This window comes from Floridaenema aerugineum BLCC-F46, from assembly GCF_041929345.1.
In the GTDB taxonomy this organism is placed as follows: Bacteria; Cyanobacteriota; Cyanobacteriia; order Cyanobacteriales; family Aerosakkonemataceae; genus Floridanema; species Floridanema aerugineum.
In genome coordinates this window covers 98,564-113,158 of sequence record NZ_JBHFNQ010000108.1, presented here as the reverse complement: position 1 = coordinate 113,158, position 14,595 = coordinate 98,564, and the positions used below count along the sequence as shown (strand labels likewise).

Below are 14,595 nucleotides of genomic sequence, written 5' to 3'. Positions count from 1 at the left end.
TAGAGACGTTGTATACCCAGTAGAGACGTTGTATACCCAGTAGAGACGTTGTATACCCAGTAGAGACGTTGTATACCCAGTAGAGACGTTGTATACCCAGTAGAGACGTTGTATACCCAGTAGAGACGTTGTATACAACGTCTCTACAGAAAACAGAATAATTTTCTGTTTCCTTTATCTTGTCTCCTGTTTTTTCCTATTAGCGTAATTGTCAGATTGAGTGATAGGCTTAAGAATGGAGTAACTTGGATGCGATCGCGCTTACAAAACCTTACATAAGGAGAAACTATGGCACCTCGCGTCAGAGCGCCAGAATTACCCCAAAACTTTACTTGGCTAAATACCGATCGACCCTTATCCTTAAAGGAATTAAAAGGGCGAATAGTAATTCTCGATTTTTGGACTTATTGCTGCATTAACTGCTTGCACGTCCTACCCGAATTAAAATACTTAGAGCAGAAATACAAAGACACTCTTACCGTTATCGGCGTTCACTCCGCCAAATTCGACAACGAACAAGAAGTCGAAAACATTCGTCAAGCGATTCTGCGTTACGATATCGAACATCCAGTAATAGTCGATCAAAACTTTGAAATTTGGCAACAATATGCCGTGCGTGCTTGGCCTACTTTAGTCATCATCGATCCCGAAACTTATTGTATAAGTAGTGTATCTGGAGAAGGCCACCGCGACGCTTTAGAGGAATTAATTTCCCAAATGATTCAAGCATATCAAGAACAGGGAAGCCTCAACTTTCAAGAGTTCTCAGTAAATTTAGAAAAACAAAAACACCCCTTAACCACACCATTAGCCTTTCCCGGAAAAGTACTAGCTGACGGAGAAGGAAATCGACTATTTATTGCTGATACAGGACATCATCGCATTATTATTAGTACCTTAGAAGGGGAACTATTACACATAATTGGTAATGGTAAATCTGGTTTAACTGATGGTGATTTTACCCAAGCACAATTTTTTTCCCCCCAAGGAATGGCATTAGATGAAGAACAACAACTTCTCTACATTGCTGACACAGAAAACAATACTTTACGACAAGTAGACCTAAAAAATCAACAAGTAAAAACCATAGCCGGAACAGGCGAACAAGGTCATTATATCAGTCCTCAGAGTGGTCAAGCTTTAGAAACCGCCCTTAACTCCCCTTGGGATTTAGAAAAAATCGGTAATAGCTTATATATTGCTATGGCAGGGCCACACCAAATCTGGGAAATGGAACTAGAAACAGGTATAATTCGCACTTATGCTGGCACAGGTGGAGAAGGTTGCGTAGATGGTTCTCTAAGTAACTCAGCTTTTGCCCAACCTAGTGGAATCACAACTGACAAGAGAGAATTGTACATTGCTGATAGCGAAATTAGTTCAATTCGGGCTGTAGGTTTAGCTGATTTAGACGAAGTACGGACAGTCTGTGGTAGTGGAGAATTATTTGGATTTGGGGATGTTGATGGTATTGGTTCCGAAGTCAGATTACAACATTGTTTGGGAGTAAAATATATCCCAGATTATCTTTGGATAGCCGATACTTACAATCACAAAATTAAGCGCGTAGACCCTCACACAGGTAAATGTCAAACTATGTTAGGAGATGGAGTTGCCGGACATCAAGATGGTCAAGGAAAAAACACCAGGTTTTTTGAGCCAAGTGGTTTAAGTGCAGCAGGTTTTCTTTTGTTTATTGCCGATACAAACAATCATGTAATTCGGCGGGTAGAACTAGACACATTAAAAGTAACCACTATGGAATTTCCCAATTTATGTTCCCCTGATGTTTGCATCCCCAAAACAATCATTTAGGTTCGTTGTAACGACTTCAGTCGTTAAGCACTTCAGTGCTTACAACGAACTATTTTTAAACATCTGGAGGCAACAACAAGCGTAAAATTTTATTCATATCTTCTATTTCACCAACAATTCTTTTAATAGGTTTAGGCCATACTTTTACCAAAGTTGGTGTAGCAGAAACTTGGTCGGCTTCAGCTTGTTCTGGATGTTTAAAAACATCAATTACTTTTAATGTATAGGGACAATTAAGAGATTCTTCTAACAAGTTATATAAATTTTGCAGAATTCTTTCTGTCGCTACACTGTAATTTGACACAAACAAACGCAACACATAACCTTGAGATTCTGGAGGTAAAAGATGAGAGCCATCGTTTTTGTGTTGAAAATAATTAATTAAACCATTCCTTTCAAACCGCACTACTAAGTCATTTTCTTCCCAAAGTTGAGGAAATTGTTCCCGATAAGTACCCAAAACAATTGAGTCACAAAGACCTTCTTGCCAAGGTGCAAGTTGCCAAACTAAATTATCAATGCCAAAGACTGCATTTAGTAATGCTTGATGTCGCATTACTAAAGGGTAAGCTTCGGCAGAAATGCGTAATTTTTGACGGCGCGGGTCTAACCATTTATCAATAGTAGCAGTGTAGCAAGGTACTAAAAAATGTGGAGGTTCTGACAGTCCGAGCATTTCCTGTAACCCGGCACATAAATCTAAATGCCATCGACCTTGTTTATTGGGGTCAATGCAATAAATGAGATCTCCACCTGGAGTAAACAGTGCAATGCCTTTAAAAAGTTCCGGCAACTGAGGATGATTTTGGTTCAAGGCAACTATTCAAAAAGGGCAGAAAGAGGAAGGAGAAAGGCAAAAGAATAGATAAAATATCATTCCTTTTGCCTTTTTAATTTTAGTGCTAAACACGACCTCGGAGGAATTGAGCCATTTCGTTAGGAGTGGGTGATTTTTCCAAAGCTTCTTCTTCAGTAATGCGACCTTCTTGATACAAAGCTAAGAGTGCTTGGTTCATAGTTTGCATTCCGTCGAATTTGGACTTCAGCATTATCCCACTAATTTCTTCGTACTTACCTTGGATAATGTATTCTTTAATCGCGTCGGTATTGATGAGGATATCGTGATAGGCGGCACGTTTGCCGTCTGTGGTTTTGCACAATCCTTGAGCGACAATTGCGACTAGGGATTCTGCGATCGCAACTTTCATTGAGGGTTGTTCTTCTGCGGAGTATAGGTTAAGAATCCGCTCAATTGTTTTCACCGCGCTATTTGTGTGCAGGGTACCTGCGACTAAGTGACCTGTTTGGGCAGCTTTGAGAGCGGTGTTCACAGTTTCTTTGTCCCGCATTTCACCGACTAGAATCAAGTCTGGGTCTTCCCGCAAAGCTGCTTTCAAGGCGTTGTCAAATTTACGGGTATGTTGTCCGACTTCGCGGTGTTTAATCAAAGACATTCGACTGGTATGCACAAATTCGATCGGGTCTTCGATCGTGATAATGTGCTTAGCCATGTTCTTGTTGATGTAATCGATCATCGCTGCCATCGTGGTGGATTTACCCGATCCAGTTGGCCCTGTCACCAAGATCAAACCTTTGTGGTAATGGCAGATATCTTTAAACACTGGAGGCAAATTTAACTGCTCCATTGACAAGATATTGTTGGGAATTAAGCGCATTACCAAGGCTGGGCCTTTCATTGAGCCGAAAACGTTGATCCGGGCGCGGGAGAACTCGTACTGAGTTACGCCGTCAAAATCCAGATGTTCTTCAAATTTCTGAATTTCCTCGTCTGTCATCACCTCTTGTAACCAACTCATAAAGGTGGGGTAATCAGTTTCGGGGTAATCCGTAGCGTTGATGTCGCCCCGCTTACGGAAACGGGGCTTTTCTCCCACACCAGCGTGAATATCGGAAATCCCGTTTTCAAAGGCGTTTTTCACTATTTCTGCTAGGGTGGGTTGTCCAGGTGAAGGGCCAAAACCATTGCCAGAAGATGCAACTGAAGCCAGTTGTGCTGGTGCAGTTGGTGGTGCTGATGGGGGAGGAGTTTGCTGTGTTCTTGGTGGTGCTGAGGGTGGTGCTGAGGGTGGTGCGGTGCGTGGTGCTGAAGATAGCGGTTGTGTAGCAGCGGTATCTGGCATTCCCGCCATTGGTTGTGTTGCACCTGCACCCTGAGTCCGCGCCACTTGCTGTGTTGCTCCGTTACCCTGAGTCCGCGCCACTTGCTGTGTTGCCCCTGCTCCTGGGGTGCGAGGAGGTACACCTGGGTTGGTTGGTGGTACTCCGGGTGGTCTGGCACCGGGAGGCAAGGGCATGGTTTCATCTGTATACCGCTGGGCTGCTCCGGGAGTTGCTTGTGCGGGTGGCACTCTCCTGGCTGCTGGCGGCATTCCTCCGGGAGGAAGGGGGCGAGAACCGGGTGGAGGAGGCGTTTGTGGGCGGTTTGAGTCTGTCATAAGTCTGTTGGATTTATGAGAATAGGAAACTTTGGTCTTGGGATAGAGCCGACAGCCCATATCTCTTCTATATGAAGTTTTCCCAAAAATTTCTGTTGAGCAACATTAATTTTTAAATTTTAGGTAAAGTTGGCTGATGGTTTGTTGCTTAGGTAAGGGAACGCGCAAGGGGGACGCTTCTGACGCTCCTGATGCGGTGAAAGAAGGATTCTCAAGAGTCCTCTTGTCTGCTGTGCTCTCTGTTGCGGCTTGGGTTGGTTGTTGTAATTTTCATAAACAAATTATGAGAACAACTGTCATAAAGTATAAGAAATGTTAAGTAAATAGTTTTCTAATGATTGCTGGATGGCGGGGGAAATAGGTTTACGGCAGGGTCTATCTGTAGAGAGATGCCACACAGAAGCGGTACTTTTAAATTTAATGGTTTATCAGCATTTTCAGCTGAAAATTTGTGACGGTTTTGCAGGAACATAAATGTCAACTGGCGAATGTAAAGTTTGTTGAACGATCGCTCATCTTCATCAAAACTTTAATATATACTTAGAACCACCAGGTAAAGAAGCTGGGATGCACAGTACGAGATTTTAGCCAAGTCCAATAATTTGAGATTACTCAAGGAGAGATGGGTATGGTTTTAGCAAAAAGCCTCAACTCAACCAAGTCTTATTCATTTGGCACAATTAAAAGTTTTCTGATTTGGACGTTTACGTTATCGGTTTGCTTGTTGGTAGTAGGTTTCCCGATCGTGATGTTGATGGTGGTAGTGGGATCGGTGTTGTCGATCGCTCTGCAATCAATCATGCCAGTTAGTGCGGTTTTGTTAGTTGCTGGCGGTTTAATTGGTTTGAATGTGTTAACAATTATTGCTGGCGCAGCGATGCTTTCTTTTAAAGGAGTGAATCCCCAAGAAGTATCTTGGTTAAATTGGTTGCGTGGAGATGAAAACCCAAGTCATAGTTCTGTGTATGCAGCTTGTCCTTTGACTTGTGATGTTGATTCTTCCATCTAAGGACCCTAGCTAGCCGTTTCTGATAACGGTTCTAAGGCCCGGTAGCAGCCGGGTTTTTTCATGGAAAATTTTTTGTGTTGAGTGAGAGAGTTTTAAGTTAAGACAGGATAGAGGGGAAGTTTTGAGCTTTGGCTTGCATTTTGAAGTTGAAGGAAGTGTAGCAGTCGAAGACAATTAATAATTTCAAGATTCAGTTTGGCAGTTGCTATAAGATATACGATCGGGTAGTTCACCCGATAACTAGCGTAGCGTGGCAGAAATAACTATTCAGTTAAAAATAAGTGAAAAGGCTGTTGTAAAAACCTTCTTTGCTTGGAGCCTTCTGCCAACTTGTACTAACTTGGGATTTTTATGCCTGAATCTGTCTACAAAGTCTGTATTATTTTAGGAACGCGACCAGAAGCGATTAAACTAGCTCCGGTTATTCAACAGTTGAAGCGATCGCCTGCTTTTAAAACACAAGTAGTGTTAACAGGTCAGCATCGAGAGATGGTGGCACAAGTGATGGGGTTGTTTAAAATTGATGCCGATCGCGATTTAGCGATTATGCAACATCAGCAAACGCTGACGGATATTACTTGTCGTAGTTTGTCAGGGTTGGAAAGTTTATTTACAGAAGTACAGCCTGATTTGGCGATCGTTCAAGGAGATACTAGCACTGCTTTTGCTGCTGCGTTAGCCGCATTTTACCAAAAGATTCCTGTTGGTCATGTGGAGGCGGGATTGAGAACGGATGACTTATTTAATCCTTATCCAGAAGAAGCGAATCGAAGGTTAATTTCCCAAATTACGCAATTACATTTTGCGCCGACTGCTTTAGCGGTGGAAAATTTGCAGCGATCGGGAGTTGTAGGAGAAATTCACCAAACTGGGAATACAGTAATTGATGCCTTATTAACTGTAGCGAAGCAAAATCCTACTTGTAATATTCCGAATTTAGATTGGCAGAAATATCGGACTTTATTAGCCACAGTTCATCGGCGGGAAAATTGGGGTGAACCTTTAAAAGATATTGCTAAAGGTTTCTTGTTAATTTTAGAGAAGTTTCCTGACACTGCTTTATTATTACCTTTACATCGGAATCCGATTGTTCGAGAACCGTTAAAGGAAATTTTGGGGAATCATCCGCGAGTTTTCTTGACAGAACCTTTGGATTATACAGAATTAGTGGCAGCGATTCAGGGTTGTTATTTGTTATTAACTGATTCTGGTGGACTTCAGGAAGAAGCGCCGAGTTTGGGGAAACCTGTGTTAGTTTTGCGAGAGACTACGGAACGTCCAGAGGCGATCGCAGCTGGTACAGCTAAATTAGTTGGTACTAATCCCGATCGGATCTTTTCTACTACTACTGAATTATTGTGTAATCGGGAGTCATATCAAGCAATGGCAACAGCTGTTAATCCTTTTGGTGATGGTCATGCCTCTGAACGGATTTTACAGATAGTGGAAAAGTATTGTCAAACAATTTCAAGACTAAAGTCTCTACAACGAACCTAATTAAATTTATTGGGATTCTTGCCAGAGGATGGCGATCGCCGATCTGATGGCTGAACCTATTGGAGAAAGACGAATTGCTGGTGCAGCGCTTTTTTCCCACTGTATGAGTTGTTTTTGAAAGGGTTGATCTTGTTTGGCGCGACGTAGGATTGCTTGACCAATAATTTTGTTGGTAATTTCTTCGGTGGCAATGCCTTTTACATTAATAAAATTCAGTAACCTTTGGATACTTTCAACTAATTTTTCTGGGGTTTGAGACATAATAATTATTTCAATTTGCTGGACTACTTCGCGGTACAAATTAAGATTTTCTTCGTTCATTGGTTCTGGGGGTGGTGTTGTTACTATTGATTTTTTTGGTGTTAGAATATGCTGAGTCTTGTCTTCTATTATATTTAGTAACGTGAGGATTTTCTGGCGTTTTACTTGAAGTTTTTGAAACATATTTAAGTAAGTATCTGCCCAACGCGATCGCAAATTTTTGCTATTTACGGGGCGATTGCAACTAATCTTTAATAGATAACCGCCTGCGACTGATTCAAAAGATTTAATTGTGAGTTTTAGGTTAGGGAAATCTTGTTCAAGTTTAGCTAGTGAAAAAATTAAGGCTTCCCAAGAGGGTGCTTCTTTAAAGTTAATTTTGATATAGGAATTCTCTTCCCGATATTGCTGTGCTAACTCTCCGGGTTTTAAATTGCGCCCGCTGGGATAGCGATCGGTTGGGCTTTTAGTAGCATAATTAAACCCAGTATAAACATAATCACAATCAATTTGGGAAAGATCCACATCTTCTAGTTGCCAATTATAAATACAACAGCCTGTCATTTGCGATCGATCCAATTTTACCCGAATCAAACTGCTTTCCAAGAACAAAGCCTCTGTTAAATCAGTTTCACTCAAAGTTGTATCACACAAATAAGCACCACTGATATCGGCTCTTTTTAAGTTAGAGCCGCGAAAATTTGCTTCACTTAAATCAGCGCGTAACATTAACACATTTTCCAGAATAGCCCTTAATAAATAAGCTTTTCTAAAACTAGTTTTTAATAGATAGGAACCAGCTAAATTAGCCCGACTTAAATCTGCACTACTCAGACAAGCATCACTCAAATCTGCACCAGTCATTATTACCCGATGTAAATCTGCTTCGCTCAAATCTGCACCCCGCAAACAAACGCCATTTAAGTTGGCTTCAGTTAAATTACTCCCGATTAAAGTTGCATCTCGTAAGTCGGCTAATTCTAAATTAGCTTCCCGCAAGTTAGCCCCATTTAAGTTAGCATTAATTAACTGCGATCTTCGCAAATTTGCTTCCATTAATTCGGCTTGCATTAATTGCGCTTGAATTAACTTTGCTTGTTCCAAATTACTTTGATCTAGTTTCGCGCCTTGGAGATTTGCGCTAGTGAGATCGGCTTGTTCTAAGACTGCCCAATTTAAATCAGAATTTGACAAATTAGCGAAATGTAAATCTGCTTTAGTTAAGTTTACACCACTTAAAATTGCTTGACTGAGATTAGCACTAGTAAAAGTAACATGGCGGAGATCTGCTTGGCGAAGACAAGCGTTAGCTAATTGAGCACGATTAAAAAATGACCAGCTGAGATTAGCACCTGTGAGATTAGCGCCAGTGAGGTTGATGTCTTGTAAGTTGATACCTGTAAGAATAGCTCTACTTAAATCGACACCAGCAAAATCGCGTTCTCCCTGTTTATAGCGAGTGAGAAATTCCTGTATTTCCATTGCTTCCCTTGAAAAAGAAAAGTTTCTAGCTTTGATTATTTAGTTCAGAGAGGGAAATTTTTGCTGAAATCTAAAAATGCAAAACCAAAAACTTTCCTGATACCGTAGGTCAACTTTAGTCTACCCGTATTCCTTGGATTTATTGATGTAGGGTGTTATACCTAATTTTAGGCAATGAGGGAATAGGCAACAAGGAACAAATATTTGTTACCCGATCGGGATCGATCGTTTCGGTAAAGGATGTTAGGGAAAAGATTTTTTTAATCAAGGTAGCCAAACAGGACGAACTCCTGTGATTGGGAGTTCTTCTGGTTGGGGAATTGTTGATGCGTCGGTGGTATTAATTGCAGAAATCGGTAGTAACCATAAACGACTAGTAATAATTGCGGCGTTATCATCTGTTCGCACTGCGTCAGAGATTCCGGCTGCGGGTTGAGGTGAGATTAATGGTTGATCAAATAATAAAGCTATGCCGTCAGGAGATAAATTTATTTGTACTTGTCGCTGATTAGGGGAGAATTCTAACAGCTTTTTAGTTTCTCTGGTTTTAAGGTTAATAGCGACAATATATGGCTGTTCTTGATATTGTTCACTGGCGACAAGTTTAGTTAACAGACAATAAAGGGTTTCGCCTGTGGGGTCGAATTGGGCATCGAGTATTGAGCCATTAATGCGTTGTAATTCTTGTTCTGTACCTTGAGTGTTGACGAGAAATAGCGATCGGGTAAAGTCCTGGTTAAATTTTACTGTTGCTGCGGCTAAACCATCTCTAGAAAAGGCTAAAATCGAGCCATATTTGGGCAGAAAATCTAATGGTTGATCTTGGGAACCTGTTAAGGGAACTATCGCTAATCCTTGTCCTTGAGTAACAGCTAAAGCTTTGCTATCTGGGGTAATTAAAAATTCGCCTCCTGGTTGTCCTGGTAAAGGTTTTGGTGCAGAATTAGCCTGTAAAGTCCAGATGCCAAAATCGCCAGGGTTGCGCCGACTTACGAGTTGCATAACGATTGTTTCCCCATCAGGAGATAAATCGAATTTCAAGATTTGATAATCTTTATTGTCTAAAACTAACTTTAATTTTCCGGCTGGTTCTTTAGAGACTGGTTCTGGCTCTGGTGAATTATTATGAATACCAGTTGTAACTTCATAAAGTTTTTGTTGTAGAGTTCCTTGACGTTGGGAGTTGCGATCGTTAGCTAAAAATAAGATGCGATCGCCTTGGGGATAGAGTTTAAAGTCTGATACTACTAAATCTGGTGGTGTTAAGACTATTGGTTTAGGTGAGGAAGAACTGAGATTAACTAACATTAATTGCCCGGAATTTTGTCCTTCTACACCTATATAGGCAAAGGCGCGATCGCGGGTGCGAAATTTCGCATTAAATGGTTGTAAGATTGCTCCGGCTTTTCCCGATTTAGCATATTTATCAGTAGCGTTTTGTAAATTGAGTTGATACTCTGTCCCATAAGGTGCCGGGGAAATTACAGTGTAAACTAACCTGCGTCCTGCCCAACTAAATTTTCCTGGTAAAGGTGGATTAATGTGTAAATTTGTTTCTACGCTGACGCGATCCATTGGACGAGTAAAGGTAATCACAAAACGATCGTGTTCTACACCAATTTGTTTATCTTGCCAGGTGAAACTTCGCACGCGAGGTACAGAGTGATCGCCTTGAAATAGGAGAATGAATATTGCTATAGTCAGTCCCGCGATCAGTGTAATGGCGATGCGATCGAGGGATTGAATAGATTTGATTTTGATCGTGCGATTGATCATTGGTAATTGGTGATAGAGGACGAAGCAAGAGGGCAGAAGGTGGAAGGCTGCAAGGCTGCAAGGTTCCAAGGCAAGAAAGCTAACCCAAAATTTCAACAGTTGTTGAAGCTATAGTTGTTTGTGCCATCTGGCACTAATTTTTTCGTCTAATAATCGTAAGGATTTTTCGGTTCAGGAATAGGAGTTAGGGAGTTAGCATTAATAACCAACTGACGTTTACCTGATAGAGTTTCTGTAATCATTTCTCCTTGGACATTTAACCAGGTATCAGGAGCAAAAGTGCTGCGGGATGAGGTAAGTTTAACTGGTAAACCTACGGGATAGGCATCTGCGGCACAGCAAGTAATTATAAACCGAGATATTAGCAGATAATTATCTGGCAGTTGTGGGGGATGAATGACAAATCCTTCTACTTTTACTTTTTGTTCGGTATAAGCGTCTGGTTCGGGATAAACATTTAAGGTTCTTACCCAATCAATTAAGGTACGTTGTTCGGGATTTTTGGCGGTTTTAAATTCTCTAGGTTGAGCGCGAGTCATTAACAAAGTGTCAGTAACTCCTCGTTCTAAGGCTATTTGGCTAGTAAATATCCGGGGGGAAATTAAAAATCCTAACATTGCCGCTGTAATTAAGATGATACTACTTATACCAGGGGGAAATAGGGTGATATGCTGCTCTGATTGTGGGGGAATAAAATTTTTCCGATAGGGTCTTTTTTTCAGATATGGCTTGAGCATGAGCCATGCTTTCCAGCCACCGATCGTCAATAACCCAAAGCCACCGAAAATCACTAACCAAAAATAATCGGGGTGAATTAGTAAACCGAGTTGGTCTGTGAGCCAATATCTTAACAGCAAAATGCCCCAAGCGATAATGGCGATTACATCTAGCCAGGGTACAAGAGATTGATTGATTTTCAGTTTTTTGTTGAATGTGGAAGTCATCGGGGAACAGCTGATAGTTAGTAGGACGAAATGAGTAGGTGATTGAGATAGATGCTCCTTAAATTAAGTATGAGTTTTTAGTAAATCATTTGATAAATTAAGGTGAACAGAAATGTGAGTTGCGCTGCTAAAGCAAAGATATAAATTACGGCTCTCGACTTAAAGATTGACAACATTAAGCCAATGGCTTTGAGGTCAATCATCGGGCCAAAAACTAAAAATGCTAATAGGGAAGCGGGGGTGAATGCTGAGGCGAAGGAGAGGGCGAAAAATGAGTCTACTGTGGAGCAGATAGAGACGACTGCGGCTAATACCATCATGGCAACGATGGAAGTAATTGGCCCTTGTCCTAAGCTGAGGATGAGTTCGCGGGGGGCGGTAACTTGAATGATGGCTGCGATCGCACTTCCGACGATCAAAACTGCCCCAAGTTCGCGTAATTCTTGGACGCTATTATCTAAAAACAAACCTAGCCGATATTTCACCGATTTAAAAGATTTCGTAGTACCGACAGTAGCGGTCATGGGGAGGGTGGCGGCATCCATCCGAATAGTTTGACCTGAACCGGAAAGTAAGAAGGTTCCTGACTGCAATAAAGCTGGGACAGGTTCTTCCTGCCCAGACTCTGACCAATAACCACGAGGTTTTTTGGTTGGGGTAGGCATGGAGTTGGCGATCGATGTTTGTAGTAGAGGTCGTAAGTCTGCTTGGGCGCTAAATACCCAGCCAATAATAGTGGCGATCGACAGGGAAAAGATCACGCGCAGAACTACAATTTCTGGTTGATCGCGGAAAGCTGTCCAAGTTGCCCAAATGACTATGGGGTTAACGGTAGGTGCTGCTAGCAAAAAGCCGATCGCTACTGGTGCCGATACTCCTTGGGTGATTAACCTTCTGGCTACGGGTACGTTACCACACTCACAAACTGGAAACAGGAAACCGATTAAACTGCCAACGAAAGCACCTAATAGGGGGTTCCGAGGTAAAGCGTTTGTCAACTTGCGTTCGTCAACAAACAGCAGTAGCAAACCGGAGAACAACACTCCTAGTAGTAAGAAGGGTAGGGCTTCTACTAGCAAGCTGAGAAATAGGGTAAAAGCATTGTGCAATTGATTCATTGGGTTTCTGGCGGAGGGCGTTGTTTACCAGTGGAGTTTGTCAAGATATTTTAACGAATGCCGCCTTAGTCTCAAAACGGTATATCTGCTGACAACGGCAATATAGTAGGAAATAGAAATTGCTGCAAGGGGATAGGATTGATTAAAGGCGTTTCTAGGCTGAAGATGAGCATGGTGGTTTTCGGTTTGTGATTGGTCCAAGTGTAAATCTTCACCCTTACGAGGGATCTATTTCTCTGCCATAAGGTAGATAGTACTTTTAGACGTGACTGTTGTCACAAAAATATATTGACGCTGGTCACTAGAAATTATTACCTTAGTTTGTGTAAGTATCTGAAAAATTTTTACATTCAGAATATTATGGCGCAATTAGCTGAACTGAATCGCAGGTCTTCAAGGCTGATTGAACTCAGTTTCGATCAATTAAAGCTATTTGAGCCTGTCATGGCTCAATATAAGCACTTGGGGGTGGAATTTCAAGGGGCGATCGCCTTAAAACCCTCTAATCCAGAGTTTTTTCCTCTGTCTGATGGTGTGGTGTTGATGCCCCAGGGAAATAAAATGCTCATAACAACCTTCTTTAAAAATCCCGTTGCTTTAGTTCGGGCTTTAGTATGTGGTAGTGGTTCGATCGTTTTAACTACTTATGACTCTGATGATAACTTACTCGATCGGGTCAGTAAGCCAGCTGATGTTCCGCTAATGGTGTCATCTACTACACAAACAAAAATTCGCTCTACCTGGTTAAAATCAAAGCAAAGAGGCATTACTAGAGTGGAGATCCACTCTTGTACTCCATTTACTTTGTCAGATTTTTGCTTTCTGGGAATAGCTTAAACGGGTATTGGTTGATTCAATGGGTGCTTCTACTAAATTATTAATTTGTTAGATTAGTCAATTACTTAGGTATCAATCTCTAGAAAAATTTCTCCCCAAAGCATTCTCAGAACTAATGGCAAGGTAATTGTAAAGCTAGTAAATCAGCCTTTTTTACTAACCAATTAGTTTTTCACTATCTGAGATGCAACCTTTAAGTTTAGAATCTACTTTGCAAGACCTAAATCTATATGATTTCACTGTAGAAAGTAGTACTTTAAGCAGTGCAGTAACTAAAGCTTTTGAAACTAATTATTTACTACCTGGTGTAATTATCACTGAACAAGGTCAACTTTGGGGAATGATTTCGCGTCGGGAATTTTTAGAACGAATGAGTCGCCCTTATGGTTTAGAATTATTCTGGCGACGACCAGTTACTACTTTATATACTTTATCTAAACAAGAACCTTTGATTTTACCGGGCGATACTCTAATTGTGGCAGCTGCGAAGCAGTCTTTGTGGCGATCGCCAGAATTAGTTTATGAACCAGTTATCGTAGAGATAGAACCGAAGGAATATCGACTGTTAGATATACATCAATTATTGGTAGCACAATCAGAGATTCATGAATTAGCTAATTTACTAATTAACGAACTTTACCAAAAACTAGAAACAGCTAATCAAGAATTACAGCAATTAGCAGATGTTGATAGCCTAACTAATTTGGCTAATCGCAGGCAATTCGATCGATATTTATCCCAACAATGGCAACAAATGCGACGGCAGATAGATTGGCTATCGCTGATTATTATAGATGTGGATTATTTTAAACTTTACAATGATAGTTATGGACATTTGGCGGGTGATTTTTGTTTACAACAGGTAGCCAAAGCAATCAAAAGTAGCGTGCAGCGTGTAACTGATTTAGTAGCAAGATATGGCGGAGAAGAGTTTGCTGTGATTTTACCTGCAACTTCTGCTGAAGGTGCGCTTCAATTGGCAGAAAAAATAATTAAGAATGTGAGAAAGTTAGAAATTGTCCATGAAAAATCTGCTGTTTCATCTTTTGTAAGTGTTAGTTTAGGTGCGGCTAGTGTAATTCCTGAAAAAGAAATGACTCCAGCTAGTTTGATTGCTTTAGCAGATGGGGCGCTTTACGCGGCGAAGTCTTCGGGGCGCGATCGCTATATCTTACACTCTTCACTAAGAGAAGAGAAAATACATTTACAATAACTTAATTTTTATTAGGTAATTTTTACAAGGTTATATATAGAGCCAAATATTCTATCTTTAATTTAAATTTAGGTTAAGAAAAGTTTGTCTTTAATTTAAAATTTAGGTTGCATAAAATTTAACAAGTCTATTATCTATTTATAAGATTCAGATGCTAAATTAGATCCAATATATGATGAAAATTTTT

At 40.8% G+C, this 14,595-nt stretch carries 11 protein-coding genes; 5 read left to right on the top strand and 6 right to left on the bottom strand.

The genetic code is table 11. From position 1 onward, the window contains the following. Window positions 1-288 precede the first annotated feature (288 nt). Window positions 289-1,815 carry a thioredoxin-like domain-containing protein gene (locus ACE1CC_RS14350; protein WP_413271112.1) on the top strand — a complete coding sequence of 509 codons (1,527 nt, stop codon included), beginning with the start codon at window positions 289-291 and terminating at the stop codon, window positions 1,813-1,815. 55 nt (window positions 1,816-1,870) lie between these two features. Here the strand turns inward: ACE1CC_RS14350 and ACE1CC_RS14345 are convergent, their stop codons facing one another. Further along, complete coding sequence (locus tag ACE1CC_RS14345; RefSeq protein WP_413271111.1) at window positions 1,871-2,629, bottom strand: circadian clock KaiB family protein; 759 nt, start codon at window positions 2,627-2,629, stop codon at window positions 1,871-1,873. 88 nt (window positions 2,630-2,717) lie between these two features. Next, window positions 2,718-3,956, bottom strand: a complete 1,239-nt coding sequence (locus ACE1CC_RS14340; RefSeq protein WP_413271114.1) for a type IV pilus twitching motility protein PilT — start codon at window positions 3,954-3,956, stop codon at window positions 2,718-2,720. 943 nt (window positions 3,957-4,899) lie between these two features. Here ACE1CC_RS14340 and ACE1CC_RS14335 point away from each other — a divergent pair. Both ACE1CC_RS14335 and wecB read left to right on the top strand, forming a co-directional pair. Continuing rightward, window positions 4,900-5,280, top strand: a complete 381-nt coding sequence (locus tag ACE1CC_RS14335; RefSeq protein WP_413261695.1) for a hypothetical protein — start codon at window positions 4,900-4,902, stop codon at window positions 5,278-5,280. A gap of 351 nt (window positions 5,281-5,631) precedes the next feature. Continuing rightward, window positions 5,632-6,777 carry a non-hydrolyzing UDP-N-acetylglucosamine 2-epimerase gene (gene wecB, locus ACE1CC_RS14330; protein ID WP_413271110.1) on the top strand — a complete coding sequence of 382 codons (1,146 nt, stop codon included), beginning with the start codon at window positions 5,632-5,634 and terminating at the stop codon, window positions 6,775-6,777. Between the two features lie 6 nt (window positions 6,778-6,783). Here the strand turns inward: wecB and ACE1CC_RS14325 are convergent, their stop codons facing one another. From ACE1CC_RS14325 to ACE1CC_RS14310, 4 genes are all read right to left on the bottom strand, one after another. Then, a complete protein-coding gene (locus tag ACE1CC_RS14325; RefSeq protein ID WP_413271109.1) occupies window positions 6,784-8,520 on the bottom strand; it encodes a pentapeptide repeat-containing protein in 1,737 nt (578 codons plus the stop codon). Between the two features lie 264 nt (window positions 8,521-8,784). After that, window positions 8,785-10,296 (bottom strand): hypothetical protein, encoded by a 1,512-nt coding sequence (locus tag ACE1CC_RS14320; protein ID WP_413271108.1) that lies wholly within the window; start codon window positions 10,294-10,296, stop codon window positions 8,785-8,787. 146 nt (window positions 10,297-10,442) lie between these two features. Then, on the bottom strand, window positions 10,443-11,240 hold the full coding sequence (locus ACE1CC_RS14315; RefSeq protein WP_413271107.1) for a TIGR03943 family putative permease subunit: 798 nt from the start codon (window positions 11,238-11,240) through the stop codon (window positions 10,443-10,445). A gap of 77 nt (window positions 11,241-11,317) precedes the next feature. Then, complete coding sequence (locus ACE1CC_RS14310; protein WP_413271106.1) at window positions 11,318-12,358, bottom strand: permease; 1,041 nt, start codon at window positions 12,356-12,358, stop codon at window positions 11,318-11,320. A 360-nt stretch (window positions 12,359-12,718) separates the two neighbouring features. On the opposite strand from ACE1CC_RS14310, the gene ACE1CC_RS14305 reads away from it, so the two are divergent. Beyond that, complete coding sequence (locus ACE1CC_RS14305; protein ID WP_413271105.1) at window positions 12,719-13,195, top strand: hypothetical protein; 477 nt, start codon at window positions 12,719-12,721, stop codon at window positions 13,193-13,195. 184 nt (window positions 13,196-13,379) lie between these two features. Next, window positions 13,380-14,408 (top strand): diguanylate cyclase domain-containing protein, encoded by a 1,029-nt coding sequence (locus ACE1CC_RS14300; protein ID WP_413271104.1) that lies wholly within the window; start codon window positions 13,380-13,382, stop codon window positions 14,406-14,408. Window positions 14,409-14,595: the final 187 nt, after the last annotated feature.

Excerpts from the sequence above, each read along its gene's own strand:
- ACE1CC_RS14335 (WP_413261695.1), top strand. The coding sequence starts at position 4,900 with ATGGTTTTAGCAAAAAGCCTCAACTCAACCAAGTCTTATTCATTTGGC.
- ACE1CC_RS14305 (WP_413271105.1), top strand. The coding sequence starts at position 12,719 with ATGGCGCAATTAGCTGAACTGAATCGCAGGTCTTCAAGGCTGATTGAA.
- ACE1CC_RS14300 (WP_413271104.1), top strand. The coding sequence starts at position 13,380 with ATGCAACCTTTAAGTTTAGAATCTACTTTGCAAGACCTAAATCTATAT.
- ACE1CC_RS14320 (WP_413271108.1), bottom strand. The coding sequence starts at position 10,296 with ATGATCAATCGCACGATCAAAATCAAATCTATTCAATCCCTCGATCGC.
- ACE1CC_RS14350 (WP_413271112.1), top strand. The coding sequence starts at position 289 with ATGGCACCTCGCGTCAGAGCGCCAGAATTACCCCAAAACTTTACTTGG.
- wecB (WP_413271110.1), top strand. The coding sequence starts at position 5,632 with ATGCCTGAATCTGTCTACAAAGTCTGTATTATTTTAGGAACGCGACCA.
- ACE1CC_RS14325 (WP_413271109.1), bottom strand. The coding sequence starts at position 8,520 with ATGGAAATACAGGAATTTCTCACTCGCTATAAACAGGGAGAACGCGAT.
- ACE1CC_RS14315 (WP_413271107.1), bottom strand. The coding sequence starts at position 11,240 with ATGACTTCCACATTCAACAAAAAACTGAAAATCAATCAATCTCTTGTA.
- ACE1CC_RS14310 (WP_413271106.1), bottom strand. The coding sequence starts at position 12,358 with ATGAATCAATTGCACAATGCTTTTACCCTATTTCTCAGCTTGCTAGTA.
- ACE1CC_RS14340 (WP_413271114.1), bottom strand. The coding sequence starts at position 3,956 with ATGCCAGATACCGCTGCTACACAACCGCTATCTTCAGCACCACGCACC.